Here is a 12,535-nt window from a genome sequence, read left to right as displayed (position 1 = left end):
CGCCCTCATCGATGGTGCGCCCGCGCGGCCGGATCGGCGGGCGACGTCCGGCCGCCCGTCGGGATCAGTCCAGCACCCGGCAGAACACCGCCTTGAGATAGCGCGACTCCGGCACCTGCGCGAGGAACGGATGGTCCGCGCCGGCGCCGGCAATCCTGAGCACCTGCACCGTGCGGCCCGCATAGAACGCTGCACGGCGGAGCATGTCGAGGAACTGGTCCTCGGCCACCAGGCCCGTGCACGAGAACGTCGCGAACAGACCGCCGGGCTTCACCACGCCCAGCGCCAGCTTGTTCATGTCGAGGTACTTCTTCAGCGCGGTGAGCACCTGCTCGCGGTCGCGCGTCATCTTGGCCGGATCCAGGATCACCACGTCGTACAGGTCGCGTGCGTTGCCCGCGTCGCGCAGCCACGGGAAGATGTCGGCCTGGATGAAGCGCGGGCGCACGTTGTTGAGGCGCGCGTTGCCCTTGGCGATCTCGATCACGTCGGCGTCGATGTCAACGCCCACCACTTCGCTCGCACCGCGCACCGCGGCATAGACCGCGAAGCCTCCCGTGTTGCAGCACAGGTCGAGGACGCGCTTGCCTTCCACCTGCTGCGACAGCCACTGGCGGTTGTCGCGCTGGTCGGCGAAAAAGCCGGTCTTGTGGGCGCCCGCCGGGTCGGCGCGAAACTTCACGCCGTACTCGGTGATCACGCTGGGCGGCACGTGGTCGGTGCCGCCGCTGTACACGGGGCGGTAGTCGAAGCTTTCCTGCTTCTGCACGTGCTCGTCGGCGAAGCTGTAGATGCGGCAACCGGGGAAATGCGCGCGCAGGGCCTCGTAGATCCATTCGCGATGGCGGTACGCGCCGGCGGAGAAGAACTCCACCACCAGCAGGTCGGCGTAGCGATCCACCACCAGGCCACTGATGCCGTCGCCCTCGCTGTGGACCACGCGCCAGGCATCGCTGACCTGGTCGAGCTTGAGCACCTCGCGCCGCAGCGCGATCGCCTCGCCGATCTTGCGCGAGAACCACTCGGCATCGACCGCCACGTCGGGGTCGCGTTCGAGCATGCGCAGGGCGATGCGCGAGTGCCCGTTGTAGAACCCGCGGCCGATCCACGCACCGTCCACGCCGACGACGTCGACGATCTGGCCGGAGCGGGGGCGTTGGGCGGGCTTGTCGACCAGGCGCTGGAAGATCCAGGGGTGGGTCGAATTCCAGGCGTTCTTGAGGTGGACCACGGGGTTGGGGGTGTTCATCGCATCATTTTACGCGGTGGGCCACACCATCCCGGGCTATCGGCCTTGCAAGCGGCCGCCCATGCCGCCACTGAGGCTTGCATGCACCTGCCCACGCCCGAATTCCCGCCCGACTCGCCGGCCCAGCGCCTCGCGGACCGCCGTCGCCTTCTGCTGGCCCTCAACACCAGCCTGGCCTTCGTGCTGGCGCTGCTGCTGGTGTTTTCGGCCCAGGGCAGCTTCGACGTGGCCGCCTACGCGGTTCAGCCGGGGTCCTCCGACGGCCTGCTCGGCTTGCTGACCGCGCCCCTGCTGCACGGTTCGATCGGCCATCTGGCGGCGAACGCGATTGCCCTCGTGCTGCTGGGCACGCTGGCGGGCACGGTCTATCCGCGGGCCACGCTGCGGGCGCTGCCCCTGCTGTGGCTGGGCTCGGGCGCGGGCGCCTGGCTGCTGGGCGAGGCCGGCACCCGGCATCTGGGCGCGAGCGGCCTCACCCACGGCCTGATGTTCCTGGTGCTGGGGCTGGGCGTGCTGCGGCGCGACCGCCCGGCCGTGGCCGCGGCGATGATCGCCTTCTTCCTCTACGGCGGCATGCTGCTGACGGTGCTGCCGCGCGAAGCCGGCGTGTCCTGGCAGGCGCACTTGGGCGGGGCCTTGGCCGGCGTGCTGGCGGCGTATCTGCTGCGCCGGAGCGATCCGATTCCCCCCCGCCGGCGCTATAGCTGGGAAATCGAGGAGGAGTTGCTCCAGCAGGAACTGGCCCAGCGCGAGCGCGACGAACTGGAGCCGGTCGCGCCGCGCGAAGTGCCGGTGCTGTGGCAGCGGCCGGCGTCGGACGATGCGCGCGGCACCGTGCTGCCGTTTCCACCGCGCCGCGACTCCTGAACTGCCCTCTACCGGCCGCGTATTTGCGACCTGCGCCAGTGCCGCGGCGTGTGGAAGCTCGACTGCGCCCATCGCGGCGATGCTGCGGTGCTGCGATGACCATGCTGTTGCGCACTGGACATTCGCGTCTCCATACGTTCAACGCCCCGCGCAGCTGAACCGCAACCCGTATGCGATTTAACAAAAAATTGACAGCGCACGGCCAAAGCCGCGAACCTCTCGCCGCCCCAGAAGGGCATCCCTCACTAGGAACGAAGAACATGAAAAAGACCCTCATTCTGTCCTGCGCGCTGGCCCTGGCCGGCCTGTCCAACGTCGCGATGGCCGCTGACGGTGGCCAAGGTTTCGTCCGCGCCGAACTCGGCCGCAGCGAAGTGGACGTCTTCGGCGAAAACGACAACGACACCGCCTACTCGATCCGCGGCGGCTACTTCTTCAACGCCAACATCGGCGTGGAAGGCTTCTACTCCAGCCTGTACGACCAGAACGTCGGCACCTTCGACACCACCCTGACCGCGTTCGGCGCGGGCGTGGTCGGCAAGAAGAACTTCGGCGCCGACGGCAACGGCTTCTTCATCGGCGGTCGCGCCGGCCTGGCCAACTACAAGGGCGAGATCGGCAGCGAAGACGAGACCTCGACCCACGTGTACGCCGGTGTGGGCGCTGGTTACGACTTCTCCGACGCCTTCGGCCTGAGCCTCAACTACGACTTCAACCGCCCGGAATTCGACGACGTCGACGTCGATGCCGACAGCCTGACGCTGGCCGGCGAATTCCGCTTCTAAGTAGCGTGTTCTAGGCAGCGTGATCTAAGCAGCGAGTTCCAAGCAGCGAGTTCCAAGCAGCGAGCTGCTCCAGGCTGCGTTCAATCCGCAGCCACACGCCGGTCGCGTTCGCACGAACGCCCGGCCGCAACGGCCACCTTCGGGTGGCCGTTTGCGTTTGGGGTCGCCGTGGGCGAGGGGGCCCGCCTACACTGGCACGCAAGCCCCGCCACAGGATGTCCGCATGACCGCCGACTCGCCGAACTGGTTCGGCCGCAACTGGAAGTGGTTCGTCCCGGTCGGCTGCCTGTCGCTGCTGCTGTTGTTCCTCATCGCGGTCGCAGCGCTGGTGTACGGCGTGTTCGGCATGATGAAGGGCTCCGATCCCTATCGGCACGCGATGGCCGCCGCGCAGGCGCACCCCGCGGTCGTCCAGGCCCTGGGCACGCCGCTGCACCCCGGCTTGTCGGTGACCGGCAGCATCGAGGTCAGCGACGACGACGGCCGCGCCGACATCCGCTTCCCGATCCGCGGCCCGCGCGGCGAGGGCACCGTGTACGTGGACGCACACCGGGTGCGGGACCAGTGGGTCTACGACGTGCTCGAAATCGACGTCGGCCAGCCCGCGCGCATCGACCTGCGCGACACGCCTCCCGCCTCCGCCCCCACGCGCTAGACGCGGGGCAGCGGCAGGCCGCGGAAGGCCTTCACCGTGCGCAGCACGAAACTGGAATTGACGTCCGCCACCCCGGCCTGGTTGAGCAGGCGGTCGAGCAGGAACCGCGAAAAGTGGTCCAGGTCGCGCACCGCGACCTGCAGCAGGTAATCCATGTCCCCGGTGAGGGCGTGGCAGGCCACGACCTCTTCCCACGCGTCGACGAACGCCACGAATTCGGCGATCGAGGCCGCGTCGTGGTGCCGCAGCTGCACGCGCACGAAGGCCTGCAGCCCCAGGCCGATCCGCTCGGCGTCAACCTGCGCGCTGTAACCGCTGATGACGCCCTCGCGCTCGAGCCGCTGGACCCGGCGCAGGCAGGCCGAGGCCGACAGGTGCACGCGCTCGGCCAGTTCGGCGTTGGTGAGGCGGCCGGCGCGCTGCAACTCGGCCAGCAGCAGCAGGTCCGTCCGGTCCAGGTCGATGTTTGGCATGTTGTACGCAGGATTGGCGGGAAACCGCAAGAATCATGCGTCCACCGGCCCTGCCTGCGCAACAACGCAAGCTTATTGCGCCCGTGCGCCGCTACAGTGGCCCTTCGTTCGCCGCGCGTGCGCGGCCCGGGCTCCGACCGCCCCCATGCAGCCACCAGGGAAGCCATGAACACCACCCCCAGCCGCGTCGAACACCAGCTCACCGACAAGGGCTACGTGCCGGTGTACACGACCGCGGTGGTCGAGCAGCCCTGGTCCAGCTACACCGAGTCCGACCACGCCGTCTGGGCGACGCTGTTCAAGCGCCAGCGCGAGATCCTGGTGGGCCGGGCCAGCGACGAGTTCCTGCGCACGCAGGAAGCCATGGGCATGACCCCGGACCGCATCCCGCGCTTCGACGACCTCAACGCCATGCTCCGCCGCGCCACGGGCTGGGAGCTGGTCGGCGTGGAGGGGCTGCTCCCCGAACTGACCTTCTTCGATCACCTGGCCAACCGGCGGTTCCCGGTGACCTGGTGGATCCGCAAGCCCGAGCAGCTGGACTACCTGAGCGAACCGGATCTGTTCCACGACCTGTTCGGCCACGTGCCGCTGCTGATGAACCCGGTGTTCGCCGACTACGTGGCCGCGTACGGCCGCGGCGGCGTCAAGGCGCACGCGATCGGGCCGGAGGCGCTGGTCAATCTGACCCGCCTGTATTGGTACACGGTCGAGTTCGGCCTGATCCGCCAGCCCGAGGGCCTGCGCATCTACGGCAGCGGGATCGTCTCGTCGAAGGGCGAGTCCATCCACTGCCTGGAGTCGCCGGCGCCCAACCGCATCGGTTTCGACCTGGAGCGGATCATGCGCACGCGCTACCGCATCGACACCTTCCAGAAGACCTATTTCGTGATCGACAGCTACGAGCAGCTGATGGAAGCCACCAGCCCGGACTTCACCCCGCTCTACGCGCGGCTGGCGCAACTCGATTCGATCCCGGCCGGCCAGGTGCTGCCCACCGACACGGTGTTCAACCGCGGCACCGGCGAAGGCTGGCTCAGCGACGGCGACGTGTAACGCGGGCCCAGGCCTGCCAGGCCGCGCGCACCGGCCCTCTGATACGACGCGACCGCCCTCGGGCGGTCGCGTTGTTTCCGGCTGACGGCGCCAATCAGGGGTTGGCCGGCGTCCAGGCCACGTCCGCCACCGTGGTCAACACCCGGCGGGCCGCGCTGCTCGCGCCGCCCCAGACCTCGTTGCCGCCGGTCTGGGTGTTGCGCCACAGGATGTCGGCCTTGCCGTTGCCGTCGTAGTCGCCGCTGCCCACCTGGCGCCACACCAGCGGGACGTTGCCCACGGTGCCCCAGGTGGCCGAATTGCCGCTGCGCCACAGCGTGCTGCTGCCGGTGTCGATCGTCCGCCAGAGGATGTCGGCGTAGCCGTCACCGGTGAAGTCGGCCACCTGGTCGACCCGCGCGGCGCGGTTGGCCACGCTGGTCAGGGCCTGCTGGGTGGCCGCGTTGGCGCTGCGCCAGACCACGTTCGCGCCGGCCTCGGTGTCGCGCCACAGCACGTCGTCGCGGCCGTCGTGGTTGAAGTCGCCGATGCCGACGACCTCCCACTTCAATGCCGCCACCGCGGTCAGGGTCGTGGGGGTGGCCGCGTTGGCCGCCGGCCACATCACGTTGCCGCCGGTGACGCGGTTGCGCCACAGGATGTCGGCCTTCGCGTCGCCGGTGAAGTCACCGATGCCGGCAACCACCCAGTTGGTGTCGGACACGCCGCCGATCACCTGCCGCTGTGCGACCAGGCCCGAGCGCCACAGCTCGTTGCTGCCGGTGACCAGGTTGCGCCACAGGATGTCGGCCTTGCCGTCGCCGTTGAAGTCGCCGACGCCGCCCACCGTCCAGTTCACGTCCGCCACGGCCGACAACGCGATGCGCAGCGCGGAATTGCCCTGCCGCCACAGGTCGTTGCCGCCGGTGCGCAGGTTGCGCCAGAGGATGTCGTCCTTGCCGTCGCCGTCGAAGTCGCCGGTCCAGCTGCGATTCATCGGCTGCGCCAGCCGCGCCATGATCACCTCGTTGAGCGAGGAGTTCGCCGGCTCCAGTTCCTCGCCGGCCACGTACACGCCGCCGAAGCGGTCCACCGCCACCGCGCGCCCGCTCTCGCGCGCGGTCGTGCCGCCCAGGTAGCTGCTGAAGGCCAGCGACGCGCGGCCGGAGACCACGGCGATCTTGGCCACGAAGGCGTCGTAGCCATCGCCGCTGGCGCCGGGCTGCACGCGCGCGGCCTGCGGGAGGTTGGACGAGCTGGTGTGGCCGGTCACGTACGCGTTGCCGGCGGCGTCGACCGCGATGGCATAGGCGTAGTCGTGGCCGTTGCCGCCCAGCAGCGTGCTGTAGCCGAAGGCAGTGCCGGCCGGGACGAACTTGCTGACGAACACCTCGTGCGAGGCGGAATTGGCCGACACGGTCTGGAAGGCATTGAGCAGCGGGAAATTGCTGGATCCCGTGCTACCGGTGAGGTAGGCCGCGCCGGTGCGATCCACCGCGACGGCGTAGCCGTAATCGGTGCTGTTGCCGCCGTGATAGGTACTGAACAGCAGGGCGCTGCCGGCGGCGTTGAACTTGCTGAGGAAGGCGTCCTGGTATCCCCCGTACACCGGCTGGCGCGCGTTGACGAGCGGGAAGTTGGTCGAGTCGGTGTAGCCCGAGACATAGGCGTTGCCCGCTGCGTCCAGTGCCACGCCGGTGCCGTAGTCGGTCTGTGCGCCGCCGTGGTAGGTGCTGAAGATCAGTCCGCCCGCGGCGTTGAGCTTGAACAGGAAGGCATCGCGGTTGCCGCCGCCGCCGTTGGCGGGCTGGCGGGCGGCCTTGGTCGGGAAGTCGACCGACTGCGTGGTGCCTGCCACGTACGCCTGCCCGCTCGCATCCACCGCGATCGCCTGGCCGAAGTCGAACATGGTGCCGCCCAGCAGCGTGCTGTAGACGATGCTGCCGGCGGCATTGAGCTTCATCACCCAGGCATCGTCGAAACCGGCATTGGCCGTCTGGATCGCATTGACCAGCGGGAAGGCCGGTGTGGACGTGGCCGAGCCGCGCGTGGAGCCGGTGATGTACATGCTGCCGGCCGCGTCGACCGCGATCGCATTGGCCTCGTCGGAGAACCAGCTGCCGATGTAGGCGCTGAAGGTCAGCGCGTTGCCGGCGGCGTTGATCCGGGTGACGAACGCATCCAGCGGGCCGGGGGCGTCGCCGGTGACCGTGGTCGGGAAGTCGGAGGACAGCGTGCGACCGGTCAGGTACACGTTGCCGGCGCGGTCCACCGCCATGCCGGTCGCCCAGTCGCTTTCGCTGGCCTCGAGCCAGCCCGAATAGTCGATCACCGGGTCGATCACCAGCGCGTGCGCGGGGTCATGCGCGCCGACGGCGAAGCCGACGCGGTTGTCGCCGAGCAGCCGGTAGCGACCCTGCACCGCGACGCGGCGGCCCGCGATGTCCTGGTACAGCACGGGTTCGCGCTGCTGCAGCTGCGCGCCCTGCGGCGTGGTGAGGACGAGCTTGCCGTCGGCATCCACCTTCGGCGAGGCGCCGTCGAAGCGCATCACGATGCGGTCCGGGTCGCGTCCGGGAGCGACGATGAAGTCGTATTCCAGCTGCCGGTTGTTGCCGTAGTAGACCAAGTCGATGCCCGGATAGACCTCGTCGTAGGACACGCGCGAGTAGCGCGACGCCTGCCGCCACTGCGACGGATCGGCGCCGCGGTAATGATGGGACGCGCCGGGTTGCTGGCCGTGGCCGGCCATCCTGGGCGCCGCGTTGGCCCCCTCCAGCGCCATGCGCAGCACGGCGCCGGCATCGCTCCCCTGGCCCGGCAGGCGCAGCACCGCTGCTTCGGGTGTCAGGAACAGGCTGTAGCCCAGCCCGCGGGCGATGAAGCGCACGCGCGGATCGGTCTGCCCGACATTGGGCTCGAAGCCCAGCGGCAGCGACGCGTACGTCTGCAGCGCGCGGGCCCTGGGCAGCGTCGTCGAGCGCCGGTGCCGGTGATGAAACCGAGTGGAGGCGCGTCGACGCGGGCACCGCGCCCGGTAGCGTCACTGCATCCTGCACCGCACACACACCCACCACGGCCGCCGTCATGGCGGCCAGGATCTCGCGAATCATCGTTTGGCGCTCCCGTTCAGAGGTAGAGCGGCGCCGGAGGTTCCGACGCACGCGCGTAATCGGGAGAAACGCCCGAAGGCGATGGCAGCGGCCACGCGGTCGGGCTCCGATTCCGGCCAACCGCCCTGGCGACGCCCCCCAGGCCAGGAGCCCGGGCCCGCGCAGCATTCGCAGGGCACTCACCGCGCCCCGCCTACCGTCCGGCCCATGGACGCGTGCCCGCGATCCCCGGCCCCCCCGCGCGCGGAGCGCGGGGCATCGCCGGCGCCATCGTCAAGGTGGCGTCCCCGGGCGCCGTGCCGGAGCCGGCGCATGAGTTTCGAGGACCGCCGCGACGCCGGTCGTGCCCTCGCGCGCGCCCTCCACGCCCATGCCGGACGCCGCGCCGCGATCGTGCTGGCGCTGCCGCGTGGTGGCGTGCCGGTGGCCTACGAGGTCGCCATGCAGCTGCGCCTGCCACTGGACGTGTTCGTCGTGCGCAAGCTCGGCGTGCCCGGACAGGAAGAGGTGGCGATGGGCGCGATCGCCAGCGGCGGCGTCACCGTCCTCAATCCCGACGTGCTGGCCTTGCTGGAACTGGAGGCCGGCGCGATGCAGGACGTCGTCGCGCGCGAACAACGCGAACTGGCGCGGCGGGAGCAGGCATACCGCGGTGACCGGCCCGCACCGGAGCTGGCAGGGCGCACCGTCATCCTGGTCGACGACGGACTGGCCACGGGCGCCTCGATGCGCGCGGCGGTGACGGCCCTGCGCCAGGCGCCGACGCCACCGGCGCGCATCCTGGTCGCCGTCCCGGTCGCGCCCACGGACACCTGCCAGGCGCTGCGGGCGCTCGCCGACGAGGTGGTCTGCCTGCACACCCCCGAGCCCTTCGGCAGCGTCGGCCTGTGGTACGGCGAATTCGACGCCACCGAAGACGCCGAAGTGCGCGACCTCCTCGCGCGCGCCGCCGCGCCCGTGCACGCCCCGGCGCAGGACGCCGACCTGGTCGTGCAGCGGCGCGCGATGCCGCTGCGGGGCACGCCCGACGACTTCGACGCCCTGATCGAGCGTGCCCGCGCCGCCTCGCTGGTGCTGCTGGGCGAGGCCTCGCACGGCACGCAGGAGTTCTACCAGCTGCGCGCGGACATCACCCGCCGCCTGATCACCGAGCTGGGCTTCACCGCGGTGGCGGTGGAGGCCGACTGGCCCGACGCCTACCGGGTCAACCGCCATGTCCGCGGCGATCCGCAGGACGCGGACGCCGACCAGGCCCTGGCGGGATTCCTGCGCTTTCCGACCTGGATGTGGCGCAACACCGTGGTGCGCGGCTTCGTCGACTGGCTGCGCGCCCACAACGACGCGCTGTCGCCGGATGCGCGGGTCGGCTTCTACGGGCTCGACCTCTACAGCCTGCACAGTTCCATCCAGGCCGTGCTCGACTACCTGCATCGCACCGATCCGGACGGCGAGCGCCGCGCGCGCGAACGCTACGCCTGCTTCGACCACTTCGGCGATGACCCGCAGGCCTATGGCCACGCCGCCAGCATCGACCTGGGCCTGAGCTGCGAGGACGAGGTCGTCGCGCAGCTGCTGGAACTGTCGCGCGCGGCGCAGCTCGCCAGCGGCGAGGACGACGAGGCGCTGTTCTTCGCCGAACAGAACGCGCGCCTGGTGCGCAATGCCGAGGCGTACTACCGCACGATGTTCCGCGGGCGCCAGTCCTCGTGGAACCTGCGCGACACGCACATGATGGAAACCCTGCAGGCGCTGGTCGACCGCGGCGCCCGTGGCGCGGCGCGGGCGAAGATCGTCGTGTGGGCGCACAACTCCCACCTGGGCGACGCGCGTGCCACGCAGATGGGCGAGCAGGGCGAACTCAACCTGGGCCAGCTGGTGCGCCAGCGCCACGGCGGTGACAGCCTGCTGGTGGGCTTCAGCACCTACCGCGGCACGGTCACCGCCGCGCACGACTGGGACGATCCGGCCCAGACGCGCAACGTGCGCGCCGGCCTGCCCGGCAGCTTCGAGGCGCTGTTCCACGGCACGCGGCTGCCGGCGTTCCAGCTCGACCTGCACGACCCGGAGCTGCGCCACGCGCTGCGCACGCCGCGCCTGCAGCGCGCCATCGGCGTGATCTACCGGCCGCAGACCGAGCGCTACAGCCACTATTTCGACGTGCGCCTGCCCGACCAGTTCGATTGGCTGGTGCACCTGGACGAAACCACGGCGCTGGAGCCGCTCGACCCGGCCGCCTGGGCGCCGGGCGACGAACCGCCGGAGACGTGGCCCAGCGGGCTGTGAGATCCGTCCTGTGGGCCCGCGAGGCGGGGGGCTGTGCGATCAGCGTGTGCCACCGTCCGCGGGCGATCAGGTCCGGCTTGCCTTCACGCGATCGCCGGCTGCGCGACCGGGCGGGCCTTGGGCTTGTAGCGGCGGTCCAGCAGCAGCTTGGCAGCCAGCGCCACCACCAGCGGGCCGAACCAGGCCGTGTAATGCAGCGCGACGCCGTCCACCGCGGGAAACAGGCGCGGCAACCCGATGCCGAGGAAGGCGATGTGCGTAGCCACGCCATTGCCGAGCATCGCGGTGTAGTGCTCGACGAACCACCAGTTCGGCCGGCTCGTCAGGCGCGTGGTGTCGCGGCGCTTGCGCAGCATGTCCTGGCCGGCGAACAGGCCGACGGACGAGAAGCCCATCAGCAGCGGCGAGCCCACCTTGAGGCCCAGCGCCAGCACGCCCGCCCCGCTCAGCAGCGACAGCCATCCCAGCGTCGCGTAGACCGGGCCGGTGAACCGGGCGACATCGCGCTTGTCGCGCACCGCCCGCCAGGCGGTCCAGGTGCCGCCGGCCGTGATCACCACCAGGTAGCCCAGGAACGCGGCCGTCACGGGGTGGCCCTCGACCACGCGCACCACCGCCAGCGGCAGGCCGCTGAGGATGATGCCGAGCATCGCGAGCAGGTAGAGCTGGCCCGCGCGCCGGTGCAGCGGGCTGCCCTTGCGCAGCGCGGCCGCGCTCCAGAAGGTGGCCAGCGCCAGCGTGCCGGCGGCCACGTGCGAGGCGACGAGGATCTGGTAGGCGGTCATGACGCGCTCCGGCGTGCGTGGGTGGTGGAGCCACAGCGTCGCGCCGCCGCCGGCAGGCGCGCAGTGCCCGCGGTCATCGCCGCGACCTGCCGGAAGTCACTTTCGGCGCCGGCGGCATTGCACCGCTTGCCGCGCGCCCGCAGCATGCGGACATGACGCAACGCCTGCGCAACCTGCTCGAACCGCTCAACCTGGCCGCCGTGCTGACGTGGCTGGCAGTCGCCGTGTCGATGCGCTTCATGAGCCCGGACCGGCAATGGCTGGGCTGGACGCTGCTGGTGGCCTGGCTGCTGGCATTCCTCGCCCAGAGCCTGATGGGCGGGGGCCCGGAGCAGCGGCGCAACCCGGCCTACCAGCTGCTGCTGGCGTTCGAGCTGGTGGTGTCGATGGTGCTGATCTGGGCCGACCCGCGACCGGGCACCGCGCAGGTGCTGCTGGTGATCTGGACGGCGCAGATGGCCATGCAGTCGCTGCGGCGGGCGCTGGTCGCCGTGCTGCTGGTCGACGTCGTCTATTACCTGCTGATCCGCGATGCCGGCTACAGCTCGCCGCTGTCGGTCACCGTGATCAACTTCGGCTTCCAGATGTTCGCCGCGCTGTGCGCCTTCTACGCCGTCAGCGCCGAGCAGGCGCGCGACCGGCTGGCCCTGGTCAACGCCGACCTGCTGGCCACGCGCGCGCTGCTGGCCGACGCCGCCCGCGACGCCGAGCGCCTGCGCGTGGCGCGCGAGCTGCACGACGTCGCCGGCCACAAGCTCACCGCGTTGACCCTCAACCTGCGCGCGCTGGCCGCCGACCCGGCCTTCGCACAGCGCAGCGAACTGGACATCGCCCAGCGCATGTCGGCCGAGCTGCTGGGCGACATCCGCAATGTCGTGCAGGCGCTGCGCGATTCGACCGGTCTGGACCTGGCCACCGCGCTGCGCGCGCTGGCCGCGCCGATGCCGCGTCCCTCGCTCGACTTGTCGATCGCCCCGGACGTGCAGGTGAGCGACCCGGCGGTGGCCGAGGCCGTGCTGCGGCTGGTCCAGGAAGCGCTGACCAACAGCGCGCGGCATGGCGAGGCGCAACGCGTGCGGGTGCGGCTGTACCGCGAGGGCACGCGGCTGGCCGTGCGGGTGGAGGACGACGGCCAGCTGCGCGGCGCGATCCGCGAGGGCAACGGCCTGTCCGGCATGCGCGAGCGCCTGGCGGCCGCCGGCGGCACGCTGGCGCTGTCGACCACGGCGCGCGGCGCGCTGCGCATCGATGCGAGCCTGCCGCTGTGACCGCGCCGCCCACCACCAACGC

At 70.7% G+C, this 12,535-nt stretch carries 10 protein-coding genes; 6 read left to right on the top strand and 4 right to left on the bottom strand.

Translation table 11 applies throughout. The annotated features are described in order from the left end of the window. Nucleotides 1–64: 64 nt before the first annotated feature. Nucleotides 65–1,249: a class I SAM-dependent rRNA methyltransferase gene (locus tag I8J32_RS04455; RefSeq protein ID WP_200614850.1), complete on the bottom strand. Its 1,185-nt coding sequence runs from the start codon at nucleotides 1,247–1,249 to the stop codon at nucleotides 65–67. 81 nt (nucleotides 1,250–1,330) lie between these two features. Between I8J32_RS04455 and I8J32_RS04450 the strand changes: the two genes are divergently transcribed. The 3 genes from I8J32_RS04450 (at nucleotide 1,331) to I8J32_RS04440 (ending at nucleotide 3,556) form a co-directional block, all read left to right on the top strand. After that, nucleotides 1,331–2,116 (top strand): rhomboid family intramembrane serine protease, encoded by a 786-nt coding sequence (locus I8J32_RS04450; RefSeq protein ID WP_200614851.1) that lies wholly within the window; start codon nucleotides 1,331–1,333, stop codon nucleotides 2,114–2,116. A 260-nt stretch (nucleotides 2,117–2,376) separates the two neighbouring features. Further along, nucleotides 2,377–2,901: an outer membrane beta-barrel protein gene (locus I8J32_RS04445; RefSeq protein WP_200614853.1), complete on the top strand. Its 525-nt coding sequence runs from the start codon at nucleotides 2,377–2,379 to the stop codon at nucleotides 2,899–2,901. 223 nt (nucleotides 2,902–3,124) lie between these two features. Next, the gene (locus I8J32_RS04440) at nucleotides 3,125–3,556 is read left to right on the top strand and encodes a cytochrome c oxidase assembly factor Coa1 family protein (protein WP_200614855.1); all 432 of its coding nucleotides are present in this window, start codon (nucleotides 3,125–3,127) and stop codon (nucleotides 3,554–3,556) included. Here the strand turns inward: I8J32_RS04440 and I8J32_RS04435 are convergent. Further along, the gene (locus I8J32_RS04435; protein ID WP_200614856.1) at nucleotides 3,553–4,029 is read right to left on the bottom strand and encodes an Lrp/AsnC family transcriptional regulator; all 477 of its coding nucleotides are present in this window, start codon (nucleotides 4,027–4,029) and stop codon (nucleotides 3,553–3,555) included. The genes I8J32_RS04440 and I8J32_RS04435 overlap by 4 nt on opposite strands. A 165-nt stretch (nucleotides 4,030–4,194) precedes the next feature. Here I8J32_RS04435 and phhA point away from each other — a divergent pair, with 165 nt between their 5' ends. Next, complete coding sequence (gene phhA / locus I8J32_RS04430) at nucleotides 4,195–5,085, top strand: phenylalanine 4-monooxygenase (protein ID WP_200614858.1); 891 nt, start codon at nucleotides 4,195–4,197, stop codon at nucleotides 5,083–5,085. A 94-nt stretch (nucleotides 5,086–5,179) separates the two neighbouring features. On the opposite strand, the gene I8J32_RS04425 is transcribed toward phhA, so the two are convergent. Then, the gene (locus tag I8J32_RS04425) at nucleotides 5,180–7,954 is read right to left on the bottom strand and encodes a DUF7948 domain-containing protein (protein ID WP_207526787.1); all 2,775 of its coding nucleotides are present in this window, start codon (nucleotides 7,952–7,954) and stop codon (nucleotides 5,180–5,182) included. Nucleotides 7,955–8,489: 535 nt separating this feature from the next. Here I8J32_RS04425 and I8J32_RS17535 point away from each other — a divergent pair. After that, nucleotides 8,490–10,460, top strand: coding sequence for an erythromycin esterase family protein (locus I8J32_RS17535; protein ID WP_245156415.1), 1,971 nt, complete (start codon nucleotides 8,490–8,492; stop codon nucleotides 10,458–10,460). 83 nt (nucleotides 10,461–10,543) lie between these two features. Here I8J32_RS17535 and I8J32_RS04410 read toward each other — a convergent pair whose 3' ends face one another. Beyond that, on the bottom strand, nucleotides 10,544–11,245 hold the full coding sequence (locus tag I8J32_RS04410) for a DUF2306 domain-containing protein (RefSeq protein ID WP_200614861.1): 702 nt from the start codon (nucleotides 11,243–11,245) through the stop codon (nucleotides 10,544–10,546). 152 nt (nucleotides 11,246–11,397) lie between these two features. Here I8J32_RS04410 and I8J32_RS04405 point away from each other — a divergent pair, with 152 nt between their 5' ends. Next, on the top strand, nucleotides 11,398–12,513 hold the full coding sequence (locus tag I8J32_RS04405; protein WP_200614862.1) for a sensor histidine kinase: 1,116 nt from the start codon (nucleotides 11,398–11,400) through the stop codon (nucleotides 12,511–12,513). The last annotated feature ends 22 nt before the right edge of the window (nucleotides 12,514–12,535 follow it).

The sequence above is a fragment of the Lysobacter solisilvae genome, from assembly GCF_016613535.2.
In the GTDB taxonomy this organism is placed as follows: Bacteria; Pseudomonadota; Gammaproteobacteria; order Xanthomonadales; family Xanthomonadaceae; genus Agrilutibacter; species Agrilutibacter solisilvae.
Note: the sequence above shows the minus strand (reverse complement) of the source record. Positions and strands in the feature narration are given on the sequence as shown.